Here is a 24768-nt window from a genome sequence, read left to right on the forward strand (position 1 = left end):
AGGCAGCCGGGCGCGTAACCACTGCTAGGAGACCCCTCGGCATGACCACTGTTGCCGCTTACGCCGCCCCCGCCGCGAAGGCTCCGCTGGAGCGCACCACCATCGAGCGCCGCGAGGTCGGCGAGTTCGACGTCCTGATCGACATCAAGTTCGCCGGTATCTGCCACTCCGACATCCACCAGGCGCGGGAGGGCTGGGGCGAGGCGATCTTCCCGATGGTCCCCGGTCACGAGATCGCGGGCATCGTCTCCGAGGTCGGCCCGGGCGTCACCAAGCACCAGGTCGGCGACCGCGTGGGCGTCGGCTGCCTGGTCGACTCCTGCCGGGAGTGCGAGAGCTGCAAGGCCGGCGAGGAGCAGTACTGCACCGGCGGCAACGTCGGCACGTACAACGCCGTCGGCAAGGACGGCGAGCCCACCTACGGCGGTTACTCGGAGAAGGTCGTCGTCGACGAGAACTTCGTCGTCCGCATCCCCGACGCCCTGTCGCTGGACGTGGCCGCGCCGCTGCTGTGCGCCGGCATCACCACCTACTCCCCGCTGAAGCACTGGAACGCCGGCCCCGGCAAGAAGGTCGCCGTCCTCGGCATGGGCGGCCTCGGCCACATGGGCGTCAAGATCGCGCACGCCCTGGGAGCCGAGGTCACGGTCCTCTCGCAGTCCCTGCGCAAGAAGGACGACGGCCTCAAGCTGGGCGCCGACCACTACTACGCGACCAGCGACGAGCAGACCTTCAAGGACCTGCAGGGCTCCTTCGACCTGATCCTCTCCACGGTCTCGGCCCCGCTCGACTTCGGCGCGTTCCTGTCGCTGCTGAAGCGGGACGGTGCGCTGGTGAACGTCGGCGCCCCCGAGGAGCCGATCGCCCTCAACCTCTTCTCGGTGATCGCCGGCCGCAAGACCCTCGCCGGCTCCATGATCGGCGGTATCGCCGAGACCCAGGAGATGCTCGACTTCTGCGCCGAGCACGGTTTCGGCGCCGAGATCGAGGTGATCAGCGCGGACCAGATCAACGAGGCGTACGAGCGGGTGCTGGCGAGCGACGTCCGGTACCGCTTCGTGATCGACACGGCGACGATCTGACAGGTCTGGCAGGTCTGGCAGGTCTGGCAGGTCTGACACGTGGGGCCCCGGCGGAAGGCGACGCCGGGGCCCCCGCCGTTGTGAGGCGAGGCTTACCTGGTCTGCCCTTCGGAGTTATCTTGGGCGTGAGGAGGCCCACACGATGAACGTGCAGCTGAACCACACCATCGTCGCCGCTCACGACAAGAAGGCGTCGGCCCAGTTCCTCGCCGACATCCTGGGGCTGGAAATCAGCCCGCCGTTCGGCCCCTTCATCCCCGTCCAGATCCCGAACGGCGTGACCCTCGACTACATGGAGACGGACGGCGACATCACGCCGCAGCACTACGCGTTCCTGGTGTCCGAGGACGACTTCGACACCATCTTCAGCCGCATCCAGGAAGCGGGACTGACCTACTGGGCGGACCCGTACCACCACCGCGGCGGCGAGATCAACCACAACGACGGCGGCCGGGGCGCGTACTTCGACGACCCCAACGGCCACAACCTGGAGATCATCACCAGGCCGTACGGCAGCGGGAGTTGATCTGCCGCTTCACCCGGCGGGGGCGTCGGCGATGCCTGGGATGAACCCGCCGGCTCCGTAGGACCTTACGAGAACACTCCCCTCGGCGGACGGTCGCACGGAGTGCGCGCGCCCGAGCCCCGAGACCCGGGCGCTTCCGTCCGCGCCGACCTCCACGACCGTGTTCTCGTCGATGGCGACGCCGTGCGCGAGTCCGTGCTTCGCGACGGTGGCGATCATGCGCGGCAGCGTCCCCCACTGCGCGGCGTGCACATCCACGGAGAAGGGCACCAGCCCGAGCCCGGCCCGTACGCCGATCTCCTCCAGGTCCTCGGCGGTGTCCTCGTGGCACACGGGTACGCCGTCGTCGAGCCACCCTCCGACAACAGCGTGCCGCGCGGCGACCGCGGCCCCGGCGGAGAAACCGGCGTACGGAATACCGAACTCGGCGAGAGCAGACCGCAGTCGGTCCAGGCACCCGGCGAACGCCTCCTGATACGCGGGCGTCAGCCCACCACAGACCAGAAGCCCGTCCAGGCCCTGCACACTGCCGAGGTCGAACTCCCCGCCGAGCGGCACCAGCAGCGGTACGGGGCTGCAGTCGGCGACCTTGCGCAGTACGGCGTCGTACCGGCCGAACTGCTCGTTGCCGTCCCCCTCGTCGAGTACGACGCAGCCGATGCGCGGCCCCGTGGCCGCCCGCAGGAAGGGCCCGTAGACGGCCCGCGCGGCCGACGCGTCCCAGCCACCCCCGATCAGGAACGTACGACTGCTGCGACCGTCCATCAGTGCCCCCACCTTCTTCCCTCTTCCCGTCAGGCCCGCAGTCCCACGAGACCGTCGTAGGCGGACATGACGATCTCCAACCCCCGGTTGTCGTCGGCGGGTTCGCGCATCTGGTTCGTCACGTACGCCACCACCATCCGGGCCTCGGGTTCGATCATCACCAGCGAGCCGCCCCAGCCGCCCCAACCGTAGGTGTTGCCGAACAGTCCATAGCCCAGGCCCCAGCGCACCGGCATGCCCAGCACCCGGTCCTCGCCGCTGAACTGCTCCTCCCAGGCGCGGTCGCACCCCGCCTGCGACAGCAGCCGCACTCCCTGCAGCGCCCCTCCGCAGGCCATCGCCGACTGCACCAGCGCAACCGACCGGGCGTTGCCGAATCCGCTCGCCGCGGGGATCTGCGCACGGCGCCAGGCCACGCTGTTGCCGTCCCGGACCCGAAGGGCGGTTCCCGCGGCGGGCGTCGAACCCCTGCCGGGTGCACTCGCGGTGTACTCCTCGTCCCGTCCCGGCGGCGGCACCGTGAGCGCCACGCGCCGGTCGTGCTCGGCGGCCAGCCCGATATGGAAGTCGGCCCCCAGCGGCCCGGCGATCTCGTCCGCGAAGAACTCACCCACGCTCCGCCCGCCGACCCGCCAGACGACCTCGCCGACGAGGAACCCCTGGGTGAGCGAGTGGTACCCGGCCGCGCTGCCCGGCTCCCACTGCGGAGCCTGCGCGACGAGCCGCGCCGTGGCGGACGGCCAGTCGTAGATCTCCTCGACCGGTCCGTCCCAGTCGGGCAGACCCGCGGTGTGCGAGAGCAGATGCCGGACCAGGACCCGCTCCTTGCCCGCCGCGGCGAACTCCGGCCAGTACCGGGCCACGGGCGCGTCCAGGTCGAGCTCGCCACGGTCGGCCAGGACGAGCGCGCACAGCGCTGTCATGGTCTTGGTGACGGAGAAGACGTTGACGATCGTGTCCCGCTCCCACGGCACGGTGCGCTCGGCGTCGGCGAACCCGCCCCACACGTCCACCACCGGCTCGCCGTCCACGAAGACGGCCACCGAGCCGCCCGTGTCTCCGGCGTCCAGCAACTCCGCCAGCTGGTTGGGCACCGCGGTGAACAGACCGTCGTACGAGCCCTGAATGTCAGCCATGCGTGGCATTAGCCCGCATCGGAACGCGCTGCGGCAACCGAATTTGCGGCCGTCCGCGGTTGCCCGTCGAGGGGGCGGCCGGATCCGGCCGCCGGACGCAGGTGGGCCAGGAGCTCGTCCGCCGCAGGGTACGGGCGCTCCTGCGGGAGCAGCCGGGCCGCCGAGTCGAGGTCGCCGCTGCCCACGTACGCGCGTATCTCCTGGGCCAGCGGGGTCACATCACTGATGGCGACCGTCCACTCGTCCGCATACCGTCGTACGGCCTCACCGGAGAGGCCGAGCTGCAGCGACCGGTACGGCAGCGGCTGCAGCCGCAGATCCCGCTCGGGGTCCCACTGCACACGAGCCGGCGCCGTCTTCAACTCACGCTGCCAGGCCGCACGGTCGGCGTGCACCGCGGGGACGTAGCTCGACAGACACGCGTGGCGCAAGGCCCACTCGAAGCCGTCGCGGGCGATCTCGACAGCCAGCACGGTCTCCTGACCGGCCTTCGTGCCCCAGCCGCAGCGGTACATCATCCACAGGAACGACGGCTTGATCCACGTCATCCGGTCCCGCTTCCACGCGGCGGGGAAACGTCCGTTGCGGGCCGCGGGCCCGCCGATTTCCGGCGCGTACGCCTGGTAGACGGTGATAGTGGACTCTGCGTAGACCGCACGGATGCCGCGCTGTGGATCTTCCATGGCATACAGCGTGGGGGACGGCCGCCCCGGACGGCGACCGGTTTTCGACCGGAGGGCCGGCCGGGCGGGCACGGAATCGCCTGGAACCCTCGCGTGTTGAGGAGGGTGGGCACGGGATGCCGATGGTGTGCGAGCAGCGTCGCCCGAGTGACCGAGCTGACAGATATGGGAGGACTGCAATGGCTGCGCAGACGCAGAGGGCCGTGCTGGCGGGCGGATGCTTCTGGGGGATGGAGGAGCTGATCCGCCGACTTCCGGGCGTGACGGCGACCCGGGTGGGCTACACCGGGGGCGATGTGCCGAACGCGACGTACCGCAACCACGGCACGCACGCGGAGGCCATCGAGATCCTCTTCGACCCCGCGAAGACCGACTTCCGCACGCTCCTGGAGTTCTTCTTCCAGATCCACGACCCGAGCACGAAGAACCGCCAGGGCAACGACATCGGCCTCAGCTACCGCTCGGCGATCTACTACGTGGACGACGAGCAGAAGCGGATCGCCGAGGAGACGATCGCGGACGTGGACGCCTCCGGCCTGTGGCCGGGCAAGGTCGTCACCGAGGTGGAGCCGGTCGGCCCCTTCTGGGAGGCCGAGCCCGAGCACCAGGACTACCTGCAGCGTTACCCGGACGGCTACACCTGCCACTTCCCGCGCCCGGGATGGCGGCTGCCCGCCCGCACGGAGAGCTGACCGACAGGGCCCGCACGTCCGCCGCCCGGGCGGGCCTCAGTGCGGCAGCGTCGCCGGGCTGCCGCCGTTCGCCTCGTAGCCCGCAACCGCCAGCGCCCGGTAGACCGCGAACTCGGCCGCCGGGTCGGCGGACAGGGTCCAGGGGAGGGCGCCGACATGGCCGTCGATGTGTATGAGCTGGTTCATGGCCTCCGCCCAGCGCTCCGCGCGGACCAGGAAGAAGACCAGCAGGTGGCGTACGTGCGCGAGCATCGGGTCGTCGGGGCGGGCCGAGTGGACGGCGTGCAGCGCTCCGTGGATCGCCTTCGTCACGACCTCGCTCCGGTAGAAGCTGCTGACCAGGTTCACCTCGGGGAGGTGCTCGAAGACCGCGAACAGGGGCATCGCGGCGAGGAGGGAACCCTGGGGTGCGCGCGCGGCCGCCGCCTCTGCGAAGGAGTTCGCCACCTCGCGCGAGCCGTGCCACTTCTCGCACCAGTAGTGCAGGGCGGCCAGGTGGGCGCCCATGTGGGCGGGGGCGCGGTCCAGGATCCTCAGCCAGAGTTCCTCGAACTCCGGCCGGGGGTACGCCAGCCCGCGGGCCACCGACAGCTCGATGATGTACGGGACCGGATCACCGGGGGCGAGCAGCGCCGCATCGCCGCACGCCGCCTTCGCCTCCTCCATGATGATCCGGAACTCGTCCGTGCCCGGCGTCGACGTCCGCCACGCCTGCTGGACCAGGAACTCCGCGTGCACCGCGGCGCCGCCCGCGTCCTTGGGCTGCTCGGCCCGCCACACCCTGAGCCACTGGCCGCCGGGGGTCTCGCTGACTCCGCCGGGCCGCTGCTGCAGCTCCAGCGACGCGGCGCCGGCGAAGGCCTGCACGCGCTGCCAGCGCAGCTCGCCCTCCGCCTCCGTGCCCGCCAGCAGCTGGGAGGCCGCGCGGTAGTCCTGCGTGCGCTGCACCAGGTCCAGGACGTCCAGCAGGTCCTGGTCGGGGCCGGGCATGCGGACGTCCAGCTCCTCCTCCCGCACGAAGCCGTAGTTCGCGGGGTCGGCGGCGTCCGGGTGGCCGGCCGGGACCTGCTCGATCATGCCCCGCCTGCGCCGCAGGACGGGGAGCAGCACGAAGCCCAGCATGACGGCGGCGATCAGGACCCAGAGAAATTCCATGGCTCAAGCGTTCCAGACGCCGGTGACAATTGGCGAACCCGGTCGGCGGCCTGTGGAAAACTCCGTGAACCCGGCGCCGGGACCGAGGGAAAACCCGGCAGTACGGCCTCCCGCACCTCGCCGTCCGGCGCGCGCCCCGCAAGCGCACTACCCTCGGTGCCCATGAGCGACAGGCACATCAGTCAGCACTTCGAGACTCTCGCGATCCATGCGGGCAACACCGCCGATCCCCTCACCGGCGCGGTCGTCCCGCCGATCTACCAGGTCTCGACCTACAAACAGGACGGCGTCGGCGGACTGCGCGGCGGCTACGAGTACAGCCGTAGCGCCAACCCCACTAGGACCGCCCTGGAAGAGAACCTCGCAGCCCTCGAGGGCGGCCGTCGCGGCCTCGCGTTCGCGTCCGGACTGGCGGCCGAGGACTGCCTGTTGCGTACGCTGCTCAGCCCCGGCGACCACGTGGTCATCCCCAATGACGCGTACGGCGGCACGTTCCGTCTGTTCGCGAAGGTCGTCGCCCGGTGGGGGGTGGAGTGGTCGGTCGCCGACACCAGCGATCCGTCCTCCGTACGGGCCGCCATCACCCCGAAGACCAAGGCCGTGTGGGTGGAGACCCCCTCCAACCCGCTGCTCGGCATCACCGACATCGCCGCGGTCGCCCAGATCGCCCGGGACGCGGGCGCGAAGCTCGTCGTCGACAACACCTTCGCCACGCCGTACCTGCAGCAGCCGCTCGCGCTCGGCGCGGACGTCGTCGTGCACTCGCTGACCAAGTACATGGGCGGCCACTCCGACGTCGTCGGCGGTGCGCTGGTCGTCGCCGACGAGGAGCTCGGCGAGGAGCTCGCGTACCACCAGAACGCGATGGGCGCGGTCGCCGGGCCCTTCGACTCCTGGCTGGTGCTGCGCGGCGCGAAGACGCTGTCGGTGCGCATGGACCGGCACAGCGAGAACGCCACCAAGGTCGCCGACATGCTCACCCGGCACGCACGCGTGACGCGCGTTCTCTACCCGGGCCTGCCCGAGCACCCCGGTCACGAGGTCGCCGCCAAGCAGATGCGCTCCTTCGGCGGCATGGTCTCCTTCCGGGTGGAGGGCGGCGAGGAGGCGGCCGTCGAGGTCTGCAACCGCGCCAAGGTGTTCACGCTCGGCGAGTCCCTGGGCGGCGTCGAGTCGCTGATCGAGCACCCCGGTCGCATGACGCACGCGTCCGTGGCCGGCTCGGCCCTTGAGGTGCCCGCCGATCTCGTACGCCTCTCCGTCGGCATCGAGAACGTCGACGACCTCCTGGAGGACCTGCAGCAGGCGCTCGGCTAGTCGCTCCGCGGGAAGGGCCGCGATGGGTCGTGCCTTGTCTGCGGCGCCGTCGTGGCTGGTCGCTCCTCCACTCTCGACTTCGCTCGAGCGGGGGGACCCCCATCGCGGCGGAGCCGCACATTGATGCAGCCCCGCGCCCCTTTGGGGCTCGGCCGCGGTGTCGATTTGCGGCTCCGCCGCGGGGCAGCGGAGTTCAGGCGGCCCCCTTGGCCGACCGACCGCATCACCATCCCGTGTACGGGGGAGTCGTCTGTGAGGGTGGCTCCACCCAGGGGCGGGCCATCATGGCCCAGACGAGGAATGCGACGCTTGCGGCGCACAGGAGCAGCCACATCAGTCGGCGGGCGAGGGTTCTGCGGCGCAGGCTGCGGGCACGGGGGTGTACGGCCTTCCCGTGGAGGGGGCTGCGGCAGGCGCTCGGGCGGCTGACCCGCCCGCTCACCATCCCGTGTACGGGGGAGTCGTCTGTGAGGGTGGCTCCACCCAGGGGCGGGCCATCATGGCCCAGACGAGGAATGCGACGCTTGCGGCGCACAGGAGCAGCCACATCAGTCGGCGGGCTAGGGTCCTGCGGCGCAGGCTGCGGGCACCGCGGCGCACGACCTCCCCGTACAGGTCCGGCGGTACCGGCGGCGGCACCTGCTCCATGATCCGTCGTGCGGCGGCCTCGCGCTCGGCCCGGTTCATGCGCGTCCCTCTCCGCCTGTGCGCCTCATGACGGCGCCACCTTCGCCCCGCCGACCGCCGGTGCCTGCTTGCGCGGCGGATGCAGCAGCGCCGCAGTGGCCCGTTCGCAGATAGCGCGGACGCGTTCCGCCGGCAGGCCGAGCAGCGCCGCCGTCTGCTCCTCGCCGACCCCCTCGTACAGCCTGAGGACCAGGATCAGACGCTCCTGCGGCGCCAGCCGGGCCAGCGGACTGCCGGGGTGCGGGCGGGCCCGCCCCAAACCGCCGTACTGGTGCCATGCCCCGCGCGCGAAGCGGGTCGCCAGGTACTGGCGGGCACGGTCGTACGGGTCCTCCCCGCGCAGCCGGTCCCAGCACGCGTACGTGTGCGCGAGGGCCAGCGTCAGCAGGCGCCGCGCGCGGGGGTTGTCGTCCGGGGCCTCCGCCGTGAGCAGCGTGGCGGCATGCAGCAGCCGCCCTGCCGCGCCCGCGACGAACGCCTCGAACTCCCGGGCCCGGCGGGCGCCTTGGAACGCCTGCCGCTGTCGCACCGCGCCTCCCGCCCTGACGCGCCTCTGACCGAACGGGACCCGGCCGCGTACGGGATGCAGAACCGCGTACGACGGGTCCCGGTCTCATCTGAGGCCAGGGGTGGCCTTTCGGTCAAGAGCTGCGCGGCACGCGCGCGTACCGAGCATGGCGGGCAGGCGCGCGTGCGGCGGCTACGAGGCCGACGAAGCCTCCGGCCCCGGCATCCCCTGGGCCGCCATTCGCGAGGAGAGCGCGCTGTTGAAGCGCGTGAGGAGCGTGCAGAACGCCTCGCGCTCCTCCGGCGCCCAGTCGTGTGTCAGCTCGGCCATCAACTGACGCCTCGAGGAGCGCACTTCCTCCAGCCGCGACTGCCCGCGCGGGGACAGCTGAAGCACCACCGCGCGCCCGTCCTCGGGGTGCGAGGTGCGCTTGACGAGCCCGGTGTCCACGAGCGGAGCCACCTGCCGGGTGACCGTCGACGAGTCGATGCCCATGCTCGCCGCGAGCGCCTTGACGCCCATGGGGCCTTCCTTGTCGAGGCGGTTGAGCAGCAGGTATGCGGCACGGTCCATGGAGTTGCGCACCTGCCCGACCCCGCCGAGCCGGGTCTGTTCGGCACGCCGGGCGAAGACCGCCACCTCGTGCTGCAGAGTGTCGAGGAGACCGGTGTCACCGACGGTCGTCATGTCCATCGACATTTCAGGTGTTGTGGGCATGGCCGGAGGCTCACTTCATGAAGGGGGGCTGTCTGGAATGGGGGACAGAGTACGCGGCCGGGGGGCAAGCCGTACCGGCGCTGCGCAAACCAGTCTCGGACGTTGGTCACAGCGACCGTGCGCGCCTGTGAACTGCGATGCTTGAGTCATGAGCTACAGCACGGCTGACTCCTTTCGGCCCGTGACCCTCGACGACGTGCGGGGCGCCCAGAAGATGCTCTCGGGCGTGGCGCGGGTGACGGCGATGGAGGGCAGCAGGCATCTGTCCCAGCTGGTGGGCGCCCCGGTGCACTTCAAGTGCGAGAACCTTCAGCGCACGGGTTCGTTCAAGCTGCGCGGCGCCTACGTCCGGATCGCCGGACTGCTGCCCGAGGAGCGGGCCGCCGGGGTGGTGGCGGCGAGCGCCGGCAACCACGCGCAGGGCGTCGCGCTGGCGTCCGCGCTGCTCGGCGTGCGGGCGACGGTGTTCATGCCGCAGGGCGCCCCGCTGCCGAAGATCAGCGCCACCCGCGAGTACGGCGCCGAGGTGCGCCTGCACGGGCAGGTGGTCGACGAGACGCTGGCCGCCGCGCAGGCGTATGCGGCCGAGACCGGCGCGGTGTTCATCCACCCCTTCGACCACCCGGACATCATCGCGGGCCAGGGCACGGTCGGGCTGGAGATCCTGGAGCAGTGCCCGGAGGTGCGCACCGTCGTCGTCGGCATCGGCGGAGGAGGCCTCGCGGCCGGTATCGCGATCGCGGTGAAGGCGCTCCGGCCGGACGTGCGGATCGTGGGCGTGCAGGCGGAGGGCGCGGCGGCGTACCCGCCCTCGCTCGCGGCCGGGCGCCCGGTGTCGGTCGAGCACCCGGCGACCATGGCCGACGGCATCAAGGTCGGGCGGCCCGGCGACGTGCCGTTCGGCATCGTCCGCGAGCTGGTCGACGAGGTCCGCACGGTCTCCGAGGACGCACTGTCCACCGCGCTGCTGCTGTGCCTGGAGCGGGCCAAGCTGGTCGTCGAACCGGCCGGTGCGAGCCCGGTGGCGGCGCTGCTGAGCGAGCCGGGAGCCTTCGAGGGCCCGGTGGTGGCGGTGCTGTCCGGCGGCAACGTCGACCCGCTGCTGATGCAGCGCGTCCTGCGCCACGGCATGGCGGCGCAGGGCCGCTACCTGGCCGTACGGCTGCGGCTGACGGACCGGCCGGGGGCGCTCGCGACGCTGCTCGGGGTGTTGTCAGTGGTAGACGCTAACGTCCTCGATGTGAGTCACGTACGGACCGATCCGCGGCTCGGGCTCACGGAGGCGGAGGTCGAGCTGCACCTCGAGACGAAGGGGCGGGAGCACTGCGCCGAGGTCGGCCGGGCGCTGCGCGAGGCGGGCTACACGGTCATCGACTGAGCCGCCGGGCGGCCCGGACTGAGAAAGAAGACCAGCTCAGAGGCTCTTCGTCGCTCGATCGAGTAAATGCGTTGAGAGACGCGATACATCGCGTTATGGTCTGGGTTGTGGCCGCTTGCCACGCCACCCGACAGGCGGAGCAAGTGCGCAAACCAAGGCTTTCCGAAGAATCCCCGACGACGTGGAGACTCATATGCCAGGCGCCATCTACGCCGAAGGCCTGGTCAAGACCTTCGGCGACGTAAGGGCTCTGGACGGCGTCGACCTCGATGTCCCCGAGGGCACCGTGCTGGGCCTGCTCGGGCCGAACGGCGCGGGCAAGACGACGGCGGTCCGCTGCCTGACCACTCTGCTGCGCCCCGACAGCGGCAGGGCGGTCGTGGCCGGCCTCGACGTCCTCAAGCAGCCCAACGAGGTGCGGCGCTCCATCGGCCTGTCCGGCCAGTTCGCCGCGGTCGACGAATACCTGACCGGCCGCGAGAACCTCCAGATGGTCGGCCAGCTCTACCAGATGAAGGCCAGGGCCGCGAAGGCCCGGGCCGGCGAGCTGCTGGACCAGTTCGACCTCGCGGACGCCGCCGACCGACCCGCGAAGACCTACTCCGGAGGCATGCGCCGCCGGCTCGACCTCGCGGCGGCCCTGGTCGTCTCACCGCCCGTGATGTTCATGGACGAGCCGACGACCGGCCTCGACCCCCGCAACCGCCAGCTGCTGTGGGAGGTCATCAAACAGCTCGTCTCCGGCGGCACGACCCTGCTGCTCACCACCCAGTACCTGGAGGAGGCCGACCACCTCGCGCACGACATCGTGGTCGTCGACCACGGCCATGTCATCGCCCGCGGCACCTCCGACCAGCTCAAGGCCCGCACCGGCGGCGAGCGCGTCGAGGTCGTGGTGCACGAGCGCGAGCACATGACGACCGCCGGCGAGGTCCTCACCGGCTTCGGCAAGGGCGAGCTCACCGTCGAGGAGCACACCCGCAAACTCACCGTGCCCGTCACCGGCGGCGCGAAGCTGCTCGCCGAGGTCATCCGGGAGCTGGACACCCGCGGCATCGAGATAGACGACATCGGCCTGCGCCGCCCCACCCTCGACGACGTCTTCCTGTCCCTGACCGGACACGTGGCAGAGGTCGAGGCCGAGGAGAACGGCACGACGACGGACACGAAGGACCGCAAGAACAAGAAGGAGGCAGCCAAGTGAGCGCCGTCACCGACGCCGTGCGGGTCGCGCCGCCCGCGAACCCGGTCAGCCAGTCGATCCGCGACTCGCTGGTCGTCGCCAAACGCAATCTGATCCGCATGTCCCGGATCCCCGAGATGGTGATCTTCGGCCTCATCCAGCCGATCATGTTCGTGGTGCTGTTCAGCTATGTGTTCGGTGGTTCCATGAACATCGGCGGCACCACGGACCCCGTCGTCTACCGCAATTTCCTGATGGCCGGCATCTTCGCCCAGACGGTCACCTTCGCCACCGCAGGGGCAGGGGCGGGCATCGCCGACGACATGCACAAGGGGCTCATCGACCGTTTCCGCTCGCTGCCCATGGCACGCGGCGCGGTGCTGACCGGACGGACGCTGGCCGACCTCGTGCAGACGGCGCTGACGCTGTTCGTTCTGGCCCTGGTCGCCCTGCTGGTCGGATGGCGTACCCACACCAGCGTGGGTGAGGTGCTCGGCGCCTTCGGCCTGCTGCTCCTCACCGGGTACGCGTTCACCTGGATCGGCGCGGTCATCGGCCTGTCCGTCCGCACGCCCGAGGCGGCCACCTCCGGCGGTCTGATCTGGCTGTTCCCCGTCACGTTCATCTCGAACGCGTTCGTGGACTCCAGCCGCATGACCCCCTGGCTGCGCCACATCGCCGAGTGGAACCCCTTCAGTGCGACGGTCCAGGCCTGCCGCAAGCTCTTCGGCAACCCCGGCGTCTCGCCCTCGGACGCCTGGCCCATGGCACACCCCGTGTGGGCCTCGTTGATCTACTCGGTCCTGATCATCGTCATATTCAGGACGCTGGCGGTACGGAAGTACCGCTCGGCGACCGCATGACCGACGGAATGACGACGCCCCCGGCGTCACCAGGACGCCGGGGGCACCGCAGGACGTGCAGACCGGTTCAGCCGGTGTAGGGCTCGGCCTTCAGGATCGTCACCGAGGCCTTCTTACCGTTCGGCAACTCGTACTCCGCGTCCTCGCCGACCTTGTGGCCGATCACGCCGGAACCCAGCGGGGACTGCGGCGAGTACGTCTCGATGTCCGAGCTCGCGTACTCGCGCGAGGCGAGCAGGAAGGTCATCGTGTCGTCCTCGTCGCCGTCGAAGGCGATCGTCACGACCATGCCGGGTGCCACGGCGCCGTCCGCCGACGCCGGGGCCTCGCCGACCTTGGCGTTCTCCAGAAGCTGGGTCAGCTGGCGCACTCGGAGCTCCTGCTTGCCCTGCTCTTCCTTGGCCGCGTGGTACCCGCCGTTCTCACGCAGGTCGCCCTCCTCGCGCGCGGCCGCGATCTTGGCGGCGATCTCCGTGCGCGCAGGACCAGACAGGTACTCCAGCTCGGCCTTGAGCTGGTTGTACGCCTCCTGGGTCAGCCAGGTGACGTTCTCGCTGGTCTGGGTCACAGGTGCTCCTCGTAGGTACTGGGAATACAAAGCATCGCCCTACCCAGAAGAATGTTCCTTCACGGATGGGCGAAACCACGAGCCTAACAATTCAGCGGCTGAAGGGGGAGGACATAAGCCATCAGAATTGCATCAACGCAGGTCACGGCCCATGTATTCCGACCGGGGCCGGACGGGGCGGGGTCAGTCGGCGTGGCAGCCGAGCAGTTCCGCGGTGGTGCCCTCGGATGTCGTACGGAGCGTGACGACCCGGTCGATGCGTGTGGCGTGCCCGCCGAAGCGGAAGTCGGCCCGGCCCACCTCGGCCCCGTCCTTCGACTGGGAGCGGATGGTGCAGTAGCCGGAGGCGTCGGCGTCCTTGCGGACCTCCAGATGCACCTTCACGGAGTCCTTCTGCGCATCGAAGGTGATCACCTCGGCGCTGATCTTGTTCTCGGCGACGTAGTGGTAGGCGAAGTAGCCGACCAGGGCGAGCAGCGCCGCGGCGAGGACGGCACCGATGATCTTGAGCTTGCGGTCGGCGCGCTCGTCCGAGGAGCGGCCGTAGCGGCCCTCGGGCAGCCGCGTGCTCGCCGTACTCATGATCGTCCTCTCCGAAACCGGACCCCGGAATTTTTCGCCCCCCGATTCGGTCACTATAGAAGCCGCCGATCGCGCCGGTTCGCACCGGGCGCCGACTTACCGAGGATTGAGTCTTGACTGACCAGCTGCGACTGATGGCCGTGCACGCCCACCCCGACGACGAGTCGAGCAAGGGCGCGGCCACCATGGCGAAGTACGTGTCCGAGGGGGTGGACGTGCTGGTCGTGACCTGCACGGGCGGGGAGCGCGGCTCCATCCTCAATCCCAAGCTCCAGGGCGACAAGTACATCGAGGAGCACATCCACGAGGTACGCAAGAAGGAGATGGACGAGGCCCGCGAGATCCTCGGGGTGAGCCAGGAGTGGCTCGGCTTCGTGGACTCCGGTCTGCCGGAGGGTGACCCGCTGCCCCCGCTGCCCGACGGCTGCTTCGCCCTGGAGGACGTCGACAAGGCGGCCGGCGAGCTGGTGAAGCAGATCCGTTCCTTCCGTCCCCAGGTGATCACCACCTACGACGAGAACGGCGGTTATCCGCACCCCGACCACATCATGACCCACAAGATCTCGATGGTGGCGTTCGAGGGTGCGGCGGACACCGAGAAGTACCCGGAGTCCGAGTTCGGCCCGATCTACCAGCCGCTCAAGCTCTACTACAACCAGGGCTTCAACCGCCCCCGCACCGAGGCGCTGCACAACGCGCTGCTCGACCGCGGCCTGGAGTCGCCGTACGGGGACTGGCTCAAGCGCTGGAGCGAGTTCGAGCGCGTCGAGCGCACGCTGACCACGCATGTTCCGTGCGCCGAGTTCTTCGAGATCCGCGACAAGGCGCTGATCGCGCACGCCACGCAGATCGACCCCGACGGCGGCTGGTTCAAGGTCCCGATGGAGATCCAGAAGGAGGTCTGGCCGACGGAGGAGTACGAGCTCGCGAAGTCCCTCGTCGATACCTCCCTCCCCGAGGACGACCTCTTCGCGGGCGTCCGCGACAATGCCTGACATGAGCGCAAGCGTGAGCCTGGCAATGACGCACCTCGTCCCCCTCGCCAAGGAGGTGGACGAGAACAAGGTCACCCCCGGAGTCCTCGGCTTCATCGTCTTCGCGGCGATGGCCCTGGCGGTGTGGGCCCTGATGAAGTCCATGAACCGGCACATGGGCAAGGTGAAGTTCAAGGAGTCGGCCGAGGCGGACGCCGGGTCCGCGGAGTCCGCCGCCGACTCCGAGGCGCGCCGGAGCTGACGCAGTGGGGCCGGGGGTGGCCGGCGGTCAGTGACTGGCCGCTACCGCCACCCCCATCACCTCCCGGGCATGCCGGCTCGGCACCATGCCCAGCCGCCAGGCCTGCCAGCCCTCCTCCAGGTTCACGCCCCGCTCCAGCAGCAGGTGATACGCCTCCACGTAGTCGTCGAGCTTCCGGTCCCGCAGGGGATGGCCGGTGCGGGAGAGCTGGGCCAGTTCCTCCTGGGCGACCGCCGTGCCGATCTCCACGCCGCCGGGGGCGGCGTAGGGGAGCAGGGTGCAGCGCAGGAAGCGGGCCCAGTCCGCGCCGCGCTGGTCGCCGTAGGACGTGAACAGGTCCACCGCGTCGTCGCACAGCGCCAGCGCCTGCTGGTTACGGGCATTGCCCGCGTCCACGACCGCCAGTTCCAGGCAGGTCCATGCCTCGCCGTGGGCGACGCCGATGCGCTGGAAGTCTGCCCGGGCGTCGACCAGCAGCTGGCGGGCGAAACCGGAGTTCCTGAGGGAGCCCGTCTGGGCGGCACGCTGGTCGCGGGTGACCCTCGCCGAGTGGTGCCGGGCGCACGCCAGGCCGTACACGTCCCGCATCCGCGAGAACATCGTGCGGGAGCGTTCCAGTTCACGGACCGCGTGGTCGAGGTTGCCGGTCTCCTCCAGGGCCTGGCCCAGGTAGTAGACCGTCCAGGCCTCACCGCGTGCGTCCTCGTTGTCGCGGTGCCGGGACGCCGCCTGCCGCAGGCCGTCCACCGCCTGGGACGGGTCGCCGGCGACGAGGCGGGCGCGGGCCAGCTGGGTGAGGGCCCAGGCCTCGCCGCGGGCGTCACGGGTGCGGCCGTAGCGGTCGAGGGCCGCGTTCAGCTCGGCCTCCGCGCGCGGGACGTCGCCCATGCGCAGGGACAGCTGGCCGAGCTGGAAATGGGCCCAGGCCTCGCCGTGCACCGACTCGCCGGCGCGGTGCAGGACCAGGGACTCGGCGAGCAGACGCAGCGCCTCCTGGACATGGCCGCGGTCCCGTTCCACCGCGGCCAGGGCGTGCATCGTCCAGCCGCGGTCCGTCGCCAGCTCGGGGGCGGCCTGCAGCTCCAGCGCCTCGCGGAGCTTCGCCGCCGCCTCCGTGAGGTTGCCCTGGTGGTGCAGGGTGATGCCCAGGGAGCACAGGGCACGGGCCGCGCCCGCGTCGTGATGGGCCTCCATGTACAGGTCGACCACCGACGTCAGCGTCGTCCGCGCCTTGTCCAGTTCGCCCAGCTGACGGGCCGCGATGCCGGTGCGCCACTGCACCGAGCGGACCAGCAGACCCTGGTCGACGGCCTGCGCCAGCTCGCTGATCTCGCCCAGCCGGTAGAGGTCGCCGCGCAGCAGGCAGTAGTCGCACAGCGCACCCAGGAGGTTCAGCACCGCCGCCTGGTTCACGCCCTCCGCGTGCCGCAGCGTGGAGGTGATGAAGCTCGACTCGTCGTCCAGCCAGCGCAGCGCCTCGTCCAGGGACGTGAAGCCGTGCGGGCTGAAGCGGTCCGAGCGGGTCGACATGTTGCCGTCTACCAGCCGCAGCACCGAGTCGGCCAGGTCGGCGTAGTTCACGATCAGGCGTTCCTGCGCGGCCGTGCGCTCGCCCGCCTCCTCCTCGTCCAGCAGGCGGGCGTGGGCAAAGGCACGCACCAGGTCGTGGAGGCGGTAGCGGCTGCCGCGCACATGGTCGATCAGGCCCGCCCGGGAGAGCGCCACCAGATGGCGGGTCGCCTCCGTCTCGTCCGTCGCGAGCAGGGAGGCGGCCGCGGCGGCACCGAGGGAGGCGCGCCCCGCCAGGGCCAGCCTGCGCAGCAGCCGGCGGGCCGCCTCCGACTGGTCCGTGTAGCGCAGCCACAGCACGCGCTCGATCGGCTCCACGGGGCCGTACGCCGCCAGATCCGTGGCCAGCTGCCGCGGCGAGCGCGGGCCCAGCGACGAACCCGCGATGCTCAGCGCCAGCGGCAGGCCGCCGCACAACTCCCGGATCCGGTCCGCCGAATCGGCGTCGTACGGCCCCGAGCTGTCCTGGGCGGCCGCGTCCAGCAGTTCCTCCGCGCCCGCCGGGTCCAGTGCCTCGACCGGCAGCGCGTGGACATGGGCCTGCAGGTCGGAGGGGAGTTCGAGGGGCTCGCGGACGGTGACCAGGACGAGGCTGTCGGAGCGCTCGGGGACGAGCGTACGGATCTGTTCCGGGTCCGAGGCGTCGTCCAGGACGACCGTGACCGGCAGGCCCGTCAGATGCTGGTGATACAGCTCGCTCAGCCGCTTGACCTGCTGGTCCGGGGAGGAACGCTCACGGAACAGCAGCTGTTCGCGGGGCGCGCCGAGCCGGTTCAACAGGTGCAGCAGGGCGTCCCGGGTGGACAGCGGCGGCTCCTCCGGGCTGCCGCCGCGCAGGTCCACCACGCAGGCACCACGGAAGTAGTCCTTCAGGTCGTGCGTGGCGCGCATCGCGAGGGTCGTCCGGCCGCTGCCGGGCGTCCCGTGCAGGATCACCACCGTCGGTCGGGTGTCCGTACTCGCGCGGGACGCCTGCACCCACTGCCGGATCCGCGCCATCTCCTGCCGCCGCCCCGCGAACGCCCCCGCGGGCTCCGGGAGCTGGGCGAACGACTGCGCCAGCACACTCCGCCCACGGGCCGCCGCGCTCTTGTCCGTGCCGCGCAGCTGCGGTCCCGGCTTCTTCGGGCCGGTGGACGCGGCACGCACCCGCTGCTGGTCGAGGAACGGCCGGATGCCGCGCACCTCCAGCGCCGTCAGCCACTGCAGCCGCAGCTGTTCCGGCCCGCCGGGCTGGCTCGCGGCGCCGGCCCGGTGGTGCGCGGCGGGCAGATGGGAACCGGCCACCTTGATCACGGTCGCCGCGGCACCGACCACGCCGACCGTCACGCCGACTCCCACGGCCGTGCCGGTGTCCGTGCCGAAGGCCAGGTCGGCCAGCGCCGCCGCGACCGCGGCAACGGCCGCCACCAGCAAGGGAGTCCCGGAGCCCTCCTTCGCGTACCTCTGCCCGAAGGTCAGCCGGTCGCCCTCCGCCTCGTCCAGCGCCCGCGTATAGGCCTCGTACTCCTCGGCGGCCGTCTCCGCCATCGCGTCAAGCGCGCCCCGCGACCGCGACAGCAGCACCGCTCCGTCGGTGCGTCCGCCCGAACGTCGTACCTCTTCCTCCACGGCCCGGGCCAACAGCCGTTCGGCATCCGCCCGATGGCTGTCCCGCATGTCACGTCCCCCTCCGGCGGCAACTCCTTTGCCTACGAGTGTCCTTCGGGGAAGCCGTCAGCGCGAGAGGGCAGCGATCACCGACGTCCGGGACATGCCTGCCGCACCGTGCCCGGGGTACTGCGGCAGGATGGACCTCATGCCGAACCGACTGGCTCACGAGACGTCCCCCTACCTGCTCCAGCACGCCGACAACCCCGTCGACTGGTGGCCCTGGTCGGCCGAGGCCTTCGAGGAGGCACGCAAGAGCGGCAAACCGGTGCTGCTGAGCGTCGGGTACTCCAGCTGCCACTGGTGTCATGTCATGGCCCACGAGTCCTTCGAGGACCAGGCCACCGCCGACTACCTCAACGAGCACTTCGTCAACATCAAGGTCGACCGCGAGGAACGCCCCGACGTCGACGCCGTCTACATGGAGGCCGTCCAGGCCGCCACCGGCCAGGGCGGCTGGCCCATGACCGTGTTCCTCACGCCCGACGCCGAGCCCTTCTACTTCGGCACCTACTTCCCGCCCGCCCCCCGCCACGGCAGCCCCTCCTTCCGGCAGGTCCTGGAGGGCGTCCGCTCGGCGTGGTCCGACCGGCGGGACGAGGTCGCCGAGGTCGCCGGGAAGATCGTGCGGGACCTCGCCGGACGGGAGATCTCGTACGGCGACGCACAGGTCCCGGGCCAGGAGGAGCTCGCGCAGGCGCTGCTCGGGCTCACCCGCGAGTACGACCCGCAGCGCGGCGGCTTCGGCGGCGCGCCGAAGTTCCCGCCGTCCATGGTGATCGAGTTCCTGCTGCGCCACCATGCCAGGACCGGGGCCGAGGGCGCCCTGCAGATGGCCGTGGACACCTGCGAGCGCATGGCCCGCGGCGGCATCTACGACCAGCTCGGCGGCGGCTTCGCCCGTTACTCCGTCGACCGTGAGTGGGTCGTTCCGCACTTCGAGAAGATGCTCTATGACAATGCGCTTCTGTGTCGTGTGTACGCACACCTCTGGCGCTCCACCGGCTCCGAGCTCGCCCGCCGCGTCGCGCTGGAGACCGCGGACTTCATGGTCCGTGAACTGCGCACCGGCGAGGGCGGGTTCGCCTCCGCGCTCGACGCCGACAGCGACGACGGGACGGGCAGGCACGTCGAGGGCGCGTACTACGTGTGGACGCCGCAGCAGCTGACCGACGTCCTCGGCGAGGAGGACGCCCAGCTCGCCGCCCACTACTTCGGCGTCACCGAGGAAGGCACCTTCGAGCACGGCCAGTCCGTACTCCAACTCCCGCAGCACGACGGCCTGTTCGACGCCGGGAAGATCGCCTCCATCCGCGAGCGGCTGCTCGACAAGCGGAGCGAGCGCCCCGCCCCCGGCCGCGACGACAAGGTGGTCGCCGCCTGGAACGGTCTCACCATCGCCGCCCTCGCCGAGACCGGTGCCTACTTCGACCGCCCCGACCTGGTCGAGGCCGCGGTCGGCGCCGCCGATCTCCTCGTACGGCTGCATCTGGACGAGCAGGCCCGCCTCGCCCGCACCAGCAAGGACGGCCGCGCCGGTGCCCACGCAGGTGTGCTGGAGGACTACGCCGATGTCGCCGAGGGCTTCCTCGCACTCGCGTCCGTCACCGGCGAGGGTGTCTGGCTCGAGTTCGCCGGGTTCCTGCTCGACCATGTCCTGGCCCGTTTCGTCGACGCGGAGTCCGGCAGCCTCTACGACACCGCCGCCGACGCCGAGAAGCTGATCCGCCGGCCGCAGGACCCCACCGACAACGCCACGCCGTCCGGCTGGACCGCCGCCGCGGGCGCCCTGCTGAGCTACGCCGCCCACACGGGTGCCGAGCCCCATCGCACCGCCGCCGAAAGGGCGTTGGGCGTGGTCAAGGCGCTCGGGCCGCGGGTGCCGCGCTTCATCGGCTGGGGGCTCGCGGTCGCCGAGGCCCTTCTCGACGGGCCGCGGGAGGTCGCGATCGTCGGCCCTGCGCTGGACGATCCCGCCACAAGGACCCTGCACCGCACGGCACTTCTGGGCAGCGCCCCGGGCGCGGTCGTGGCCGTAGGGCCTGCGGAGAGTGACGAGTTTCCGCTCCTCGCCGGCCGGCCGCTGCAGCAGGGTCAACCCGCGGCTTACGTCTGCCGTAACTTCACCTGCGATGCCCCGACCACCGATCCGGAACGGTTGCGGAACGCGCTGACCAGCTGAAACGGCAGCGGGCGAGGGACAGTTACGTAACCGGTGTTCGAATTGTTCACTCTCGGGACCCGTTGTGAAGAAATGCGTTCTTCATTGAAACGGCCTACGGACTTCACAGATCACCCTTAATGTCTACACAGTTCCGCGACAGATGTGACGTCTGTTGCGGCTGGGGGCATTGGGGATCTGGGGGGATCTGTTGCTGACGTCTGTCTTCATCGCTGCCGTTTCACTGGCCCTGTTCTGGATGGCTGCCTTCACCCTGTGGTGGCAGATGCACGCGTGGCGAACGCCTGAAGTGCTCGCCTCCACCCGGTTCAGCAGTCCGGACGGGGCCGAGCACGTCTCCTTCTCGCTGCTGCTACCGGCGCGGCACGAGCAGGCCGTGCTGGACCACACGATCCAGCGGCTGCTGGAGTCCACGCACACCGACTTCGAGATCATCGTGATCGTCGGGCACGACGACCCCGAGACCACGGCGGTCGCCGAAAACGCGGCCGCGCGCGATCCGCGCGTGAGGGTCGTCGTCGACACCCACGAGAAGAAGAACAAGCCGAAGGCCATGAACACGGCGCTGCCGCACTGCCGCGGCGATGTCGTCGGGGTCTTCGACGCCGAGGACCAGGTCCATCCCGAGCTCCTCGCGCACGTCGACCACGCCTTCCGCACCACGCACGCGGACGTGGTGCAGGGCGGCGTCCAGCTCATCAACTTCCACTCCAGCTGGTACTCCCTGCGCAACTGCCTGGAGTACTTCTTCTGGTTCCGGTCCCGGCTGCATCTGCACGCGCAGAAGGGATTCATCCCGCTCGGCGGCAACACCGTCTTCGTACGGACGGACGTGCTGCGGGAAGCGGACGGCTGGGATCCCAACTGCCTCGCCGAGGACTGCGACCTGGGCGTCCGGCTGTCCAGCATCGGCAAGAAGGTCGTCGTCGCCTACGACTCCGACATGGTGACCCGGGAGGAGACCCCGGGCTCGCTGATGTCGCTGCTCAAGCAGCGCACCCGCTGGAACCAGGGCTTCCTCCAGGTCTACCGGAAGAAGGACTGGAAGCAGCTCCCCGGCTTCGGGCAGCGGCTGCTCGCCCGGTACACGCTGATGACCCCGTTCCTGCAGGCCTTCTCCGGGGTGATCATCCCGCTCAACGCGGCGGTCGCGCTCTTCCTCGACGTGCCCGTCGGGATCGCCTTCCTCACCTTCCTGCCGCTGGTCACGGCGGCGGTCACCTTCGTCTTCGAGGTCGTCGGACTGCACGACTTCGGCAAGCAGTACGGGCTTCGCGTCCGCCTGGTCCACTACCTCAAGCTGGTCGTGGGCGGCCCCTTCTACCAGGTCCTCCTCGCCGGGGCCGCGATCCGCGCCGTATGGCGTGAGCAACGCGGCCGCAACGACTGGGAGCTGACCAGCCACGTCGGCGCACATCTGAACGACACAGCGGTACTCCGAGAGGACGTCCCTGCGTGACCTCCACACTTCCCGCGGTGACCACTGCAAAGGTCCCCGCGCAGCGGCAGCCTGCGCCCAAAACCGGTTCGACCGGCCTGACGGCGCCGCCCAGGCGCCTCCGCTCCTCCCGCCCCGACCTCCTGCTGTGCGGCGCGCTTCTCGTGGCGATCCTCGTCGTGCAGGGCTGGAACATCGCCGACTACCCGACGCTCAGCGACGACGAGGGCACCTACCTCGCCCAGGCCTGGGCGGTCCAGCAGGGCAAGGGCCTGGCCCACTACACCTACTGGTACGACCACCCGCCCCTCGGGTGGATCCAGATAGCCGTGCTCACCTGGATCCCGTCCTGGCTCAGCCCCGGCTCGATGACCGTCGGCTCCATGCGCGTCGTGATGCTGATCGTCTCCGCGGTCAGCGCGGTCCTCGTCTACGTCCTCGCCCGCCGCCTGTCCCTGCCGCGCTGGGCCGCCGGGCTCGCGATGGCCCTCTTCGGCCTCTCGCCGCTCTCCGTCGTCCTCCAGCGCGAGATCTTCCTCGACAACCTCGCGGTGATGTGGACGCTCCTCGCCTTCACTCTCGCCGCCTCCCCGAGCCGCCACCTCTGGCACCACTTCGGCGCGGGCCTCGCGGCCGCCACGGCGGTGCTCACCAAGGAGACGATGCTCGTCGTCCTCCCGGCGCTGTTCGTCACGATGTGGCGGCACAGCCACCGCGACACCCGCAAGTTCGCGGTGACCGGAGCCGTCACGGCCTGCGTGCTGATCGGCTTCAGCTACCCGCTCTTCGCCCTCCTGAAGGGCGAGTTGCTCCCCGGAGGTGGGCACGTCTCGCTCTGGGACGGCGTCAAGTACCAGATGACCAGGCCGGGTTCGGGCTTCATCCTCGACCAGGGCTCCGGCTCGTACGGCGTACTGCACTCGTGGCTCTACTACGACCGCGTGCTGCCGCTGGGCGGCCTCGCCGGGGCGCTGCTGCTGGTGGCCACCTGGCGCTGGTCGGTCACCGCCCGCGCCCTCGCCGGACCGGCCCTCACGGTCGCGATCCTCACCGCGCTGGCCCTGCGTCCCAACGGCTATCTGCCCGCGATGTACGTCATCCAGGCGCTGCCCTTCCTCGCCCTGGTCCTCGCCGGGGGCACCGCCTCCGTGGCCCACGCCGTGCTGCGCAGAGGGCGGGCGGACGGAGAGAAGCGGTCTCTCACCGGGAGCCGTTACGCGCTCGCCGCCGTCCTCGCGCTCGCTGCCGGCGCGTACGTCGTCCCGCGCTGGTACGACGGCGACCACACCGCCGTCACCGCTGACGCCAACGCCCCCTACCGGTCCGCCTCCAAGTGGCTGACCACCGAGGTCACGGACCCGAAGAACACCCGCGTCCTGGTCGACGACGCGCTCTGGCTGGACCTGGTGCACGACGGATACCGGCCCGGGCCCGGCGTCATCTGGTTCTACAAGGCCGACCTCGACCCGGCCGTCACGAAGACGATGCCGCACGGCTGGAAGGACCTCGACTACGTGGTCGCCTCCCCGACGGTGCGGCGCGACGCGGTGGACCTGGCCCATGTCAGGGCGGCCATCGAGCACTCCACGCCGGTCGCCACCTTCGGCACCGGTCCCGACCGCATCGAGATCCGGCAGATCCAGACCGCCTCCGGAGGCGTCCGATGACCCATGAGTACACCGCCCCCGGGGAACTCGACGATCCCGCCGTACGCGGCGTCGAAGTCGCCGAACCCGGCGCCGTCACCATCGTCGTGCCGACGTACAACGAGTCCGCGAACATCCGTCGGCTCCTGCACCAGATAACCGAGTCGGTGCCCTCCCGCCTGCCCTGCGAGGTCGTCTTCGTCGACGACTCCACCGACGACACCCCCGAGGTGATCCGCGAGGCGGCCGGGGACTGCCCCTTCCCGGTCACCGTGCTGCACCGTGAGGAGCCGGTCGGCGGGCTCGGGGGCGCGGTCGTCGAGGGGATGAAGGCGGCAGGGTCGGACTGGATCGTCGTCATGGACGGCGACTGCCAGCATCCACCCTCGCTGGTACCGGAGTTGGTGGCCACCGGCGAGCGAGCGAACGCCGGGCTGGTCGTCGCCTCCCGCTACATCAAGGGCGGCAGCCGCGCGGGACTCGCCGGCAGCTACCGGGTGGCCGTCAGCCGCGGGGCCACCTGGCTGACGAAGTCCCTGTTCCCGCGCAGACTGCGCGGCATCAGCGACCCGATGAGCGGCTTCTTCGCGATCCGCCGCAGCGACATCGCGGCGGAGGCCCTGAGGCCCCTCGGCTACAAGATCCTCCTGGAGTTGGCGGTCCGCAGCCGCCCCCGCCAGGTCACCGAGGTGCCCTTCGTCTTCCAGGACCGTTTCGCGGGGGAGTCCAAGTCGTCCGCGCAGGAGGGCTTCCGCTTCCTGCGCCATCTCGTCGGACTGCGCACCGCCTCGCCCGTCGCCCGCATGGTGGCCTTCGGCCTGATCGGCGCGAGCGGCTTTGTGCCGAACCTGGTCGGGCTGTGGGCGCTGACGGTCGCCGGCCTGCACTACGTACCGGCGGAGATCCTCGCCAACCAGTTCGGCGTCGCCTGGAACTTCGTGCTCATCGAGCATCTGCTGTTCCGCGACCGCCGCGCCCACCGGCGCTGGTGGGACCGCCTCGGCCGGTTCGCGCTGCTCGCCAACGCCGACCTGGTACTGCGCATCCCGCTGATCGCACTGTTCGTGAACCGGTTCGGGATGGGTGCGCTCACCGCCACCGCCCTCGCGCTGGTGACGACGTTCGTCCTGCGCTTCGTAGGGACCGAAGCGCTGGTCTACCTCCCGCGCAGGGGCCGCGGGAAGAGCACCGCACGCTAGGAGAGC

General features: G+C 70.6%; 24 protein-coding genes. 13 read left to right on the forward strand and 11 right to left on the reverse strand.

What is annotated here, in order from left to right; translation table 11 throughout:
- Positions 1-41: 41 nt before the first annotated feature.
- Positions 42-1082: an NAD(P)-dependent alcohol dehydrogenase gene (locus tag EDD92_RS29610; RefSeq protein WP_123967154.1), complete on the forward strand. Its 1041-nt coding sequence runs from the start codon at positions 42-44 to the stop codon at positions 1080-1082.
- A 142-nt stretch (positions 1083-1224) separates the two neighbouring features.
- Positions 1225-1608: a VOC family protein gene (locus tag EDD92_RS29615; protein WP_123967155.1), complete on the forward strand. Its 384-nt coding sequence runs from the start codon at positions 1225-1227 to the stop codon at positions 1606-1608.
- Positions 1609-1617: 9 nt separating this feature from the next.
- On the opposite strand, the gene EDD92_RS29620 is transcribed toward EDD92_RS29615, so the two are convergent.
- The 3 genes from EDD92_RS29620 to EDD92_RS29630 are packed head-to-tail and all read right to left on the reverse strand — an operon-like array spanning position 1618 to position 4192.
- Positions 1618-2373 (reverse strand): Type 1 glutamine amidotransferase-like domain-containing protein, encoded by a 756-nt coding sequence (locus EDD92_RS29620; RefSeq protein WP_123967156.1) that lies wholly within the window; start codon positions 2371-2373, stop codon positions 1618-1620.
- Between the two features lie 29 nt (positions 2374-2402).
- Positions 2403-3509 carry a serine hydrolase gene (locus EDD92_RS29625; protein ID WP_123967157.1) on the reverse strand — a complete coding sequence of 369 codons (1107 nt, stop codon included), beginning with the start codon at positions 3507-3509 and terminating at the stop codon, positions 2403-2405.
- Positions 3510-3517: 8 nt separating this feature from the next.
- Complete coding sequence (locus EDD92_RS29630; protein WP_123967158.1) at positions 3518-4192, reverse strand: DUF4291 domain-containing protein; 675 nt, start codon at positions 4190-4192, stop codon at positions 3518-3520.
- 179 nt (positions 4193-4371) lie between these two features.
- Between EDD92_RS29630 and msrA the strand changes: the two genes are divergently transcribed.
- Positions 4372-4884 (forward strand): peptide-methionine (S)-S-oxide reductase MsrA, encoded by a 513-nt coding sequence (gene msrA, locus EDD92_RS29635; RefSeq protein ID WP_123967159.1) that lies wholly within the window; start codon positions 4372-4374, stop codon positions 4882-4884.
- Between the two features lie 36 nt (positions 4885-4920).
- Here the strand turns inward: msrA and EDD92_RS29640 are convergent, their stop codons facing one another.
- Positions 4921-6039, reverse strand: a complete 1119-nt coding sequence (locus EDD92_RS29640) for a hypothetical protein (RefSeq protein ID WP_123967160.1) — start codon at positions 6037-6039, stop codon at positions 4921-4923.
- Positions 6040-6201: 162 nt separating this feature from the next.
- On the opposite strand from EDD92_RS29640, the gene EDD92_RS29645 reads away from it, so the two are divergent.
- Positions 6202-7356: a cystathionine gamma-synthase gene (locus EDD92_RS29645; protein ID WP_148096480.1), complete on the forward strand. Its 1155-nt coding sequence runs from the start codon at positions 6202-6204 to the stop codon at positions 7354-7356.
- Positions 7357-7579: 223 nt separating this feature from the next.
- Here the strand turns inward: EDD92_RS29645 and EDD92_RS51400 are convergent, their stop codons facing one another.
- From EDD92_RS51400 to EDD92_RS29670, 4 genes are all read right to left on the reverse strand, one after another.
- Positions 7580-7801 (reverse strand): hypothetical protein, encoded by a 222-nt coding sequence (locus EDD92_RS51400; protein ID WP_123967163.1) that lies wholly within the window; start codon positions 7799-7801, stop codon positions 7580-7582.
- Entirely contained in the window at positions 7795-8043 is a 249-nt protein-coding gene (locus EDD92_RS29660) for a hypothetical protein (protein ID WP_123967164.1), read from the reverse strand. Before EDD92_RS29660 ends, EDD92_RS51400 begins: the two co-directional genes overlap by 7 nt.
- Positions 8044-8068: 25 nt before the next feature.
- Positions 8069-8572: a sigma factor-like helix-turn-helix DNA-binding protein gene (locus EDD92_RS29665; RefSeq protein WP_123967165.1), complete on the reverse strand. Its 504-nt coding sequence runs from the start codon at positions 8570-8572 to the stop codon at positions 8069-8071.
- Between the two features lie 171 nt (positions 8573-8743).
- On the reverse strand, positions 8744-9250 hold the full coding sequence (locus EDD92_RS29670; protein ID WP_030929805.1) for a MarR family winged helix-turn-helix transcriptional regulator: 507 nt from the start codon (positions 9248-9250) through the stop codon (positions 8744-8746).
- A 166-nt stretch (positions 9251-9416) separates the two neighbouring features.
- Here EDD92_RS29670 and ilvA point away from each other — a divergent pair, with 166 nt between their 5' ends.
- The 3 genes from ilvA to EDD92_RS29685 all read left to right on the forward strand — a co-directional run bounded on the left by ilvA (position 9417) and on the right by EDD92_RS29685 (position 12692).
- The gene (gene ilvA, locus EDD92_RS29675) at positions 9417-10646 is read left to right on the forward strand and encodes a threonine ammonia-lyase (RefSeq protein WP_123967166.1); all 1230 of its coding nucleotides are present in this window, start codon (positions 9417-9419) and stop codon (positions 10644-10646) included.
- A 193-nt stretch (positions 10647-10839) separates the two neighbouring features.
- A complete protein-coding gene (locus tag EDD92_RS29680) occupies positions 10840-11850 on the forward strand; it encodes an ATP-binding cassette domain-containing protein (RefSeq protein ID WP_123967167.1) in 1011 nt (336 codons plus the stop codon).
- On the forward strand, positions 11847-12692 hold the full coding sequence (locus EDD92_RS29685) for an ABC transporter permease (RefSeq protein WP_123967168.1): 846 nt from the start codon (positions 11847-11849) through the stop codon (positions 12690-12692). Before EDD92_RS29680 ends, EDD92_RS29685 begins: the two co-directional genes overlap by 4 nt.
- Before the next feature lie 67 nt (positions 12693-12759).
- Here the strand turns inward: EDD92_RS29685 and greA are convergent, their stop codons facing one another.
- Together greA and EDD92_RS29695 are read right to left on the reverse strand one after the other, a co-directional pair.
- Positions 12760-13260 carry a transcription elongation factor GreA gene (gene greA / locus EDD92_RS29690; protein WP_030929763.1) on the reverse strand — a complete coding sequence of 167 codons (501 nt, stop codon included), beginning with the start codon at positions 13258-13260 and terminating at the stop codon, positions 12760-12762.
- Between the two features lie 183 nt (positions 13261-13443).
- The gene (locus EDD92_RS29695; RefSeq protein ID WP_123967169.1) at positions 13444-13842 is read right to left on the reverse strand and encodes a DUF4307 domain-containing protein; all 399 of its coding nucleotides are present in this window, start codon (positions 13840-13842) and stop codon (positions 13444-13446) included.
- A gap of 113 nt (positions 13843-13955) precedes the next feature.
- Between EDD92_RS29695 and mca the strand changes: the two genes are divergently transcribed.
- On the forward strand, positions 13956-14837 hold the full coding sequence (gene mca, locus EDD92_RS29700; protein WP_123967170.1) for a mycothiol conjugate amidase Mca: 882 nt from the start codon (positions 13956-13958) through the stop codon (positions 14835-14837).
- Positions 14830-15078, forward strand: coding sequence for a hypothetical protein (locus tag EDD92_RS29705; RefSeq protein WP_078912346.1), 249 nt, complete (start codon positions 14830-14832; stop codon positions 15076-15078). The genes mca and EDD92_RS29705 overlap by 8 nt, the downstream gene beginning before the upstream one ends.
- Positions 15079-15105: 27 nt before the next feature.
- Here EDD92_RS29705 and EDD92_RS29710 read toward each other — a convergent pair whose 3' ends face one another.
- A complete protein-coding gene (locus tag EDD92_RS29710) occupies positions 15106-18306 on the reverse strand; it encodes a tetratricopeptide repeat protein (RefSeq protein ID WP_123967171.1) in 3201 nt (1066 codons plus the stop codon).
- A 139-nt stretch (positions 18307-18445) separates the two neighbouring features.
- On the opposite strand from EDD92_RS29710, the gene EDD92_RS29715 reads away from it, so the two are divergent.
- From EDD92_RS29715 to EDD92_RS29730, 4 genes are all read left to right on the forward strand, one after another.
- Positions 18446-20479 carry a thioredoxin domain-containing protein gene (locus EDD92_RS29715; protein WP_123967172.1) on the forward strand — a complete coding sequence of 678 codons (2034 nt, stop codon included), beginning with the start codon at positions 18446-18448 and terminating at the stop codon, positions 20477-20479.
- 190 nt (positions 20480-20669) lie between these two features.
- Positions 20670-21938 (forward strand): glycosyltransferase, encoded by a 1269-nt coding sequence (locus EDD92_RS29720; RefSeq protein ID WP_123967173.1) that lies wholly within the window; start codon positions 20670-20672, stop codon positions 21936-21938.
- Positions 21935-23584: a glycosyltransferase family 39 protein gene (locus tag EDD92_RS29725; RefSeq protein WP_123967174.1), complete on the forward strand. Its 1650-nt coding sequence runs from the start codon at positions 21935-21937 to the stop codon at positions 23582-23584. The genes EDD92_RS29720 and EDD92_RS29725 overlap by 4 nt, the downstream gene beginning before the upstream one ends.
- Positions 23581-24762, forward strand: coding sequence for a glycosyltransferase family 2 protein (locus EDD92_RS29730; RefSeq protein ID WP_123967175.1), 1182 nt, complete (start codon positions 23581-23583; stop codon positions 24760-24762). The genes EDD92_RS29725 and EDD92_RS29730 overlap by 4 nt, the downstream gene beginning before the upstream one ends.
- The last annotated feature ends 6 nt before the right edge of the window (positions 24763-24768 follow it).

The organism is Streptomyces sp. TLI_185 (assembly GCF_003814765.1).
Taxonomy (GTDB): Bacteria; Actinomycetota; Actinomycetes; order Streptomycetales; family Streptomycetaceae; genus Streptomyces.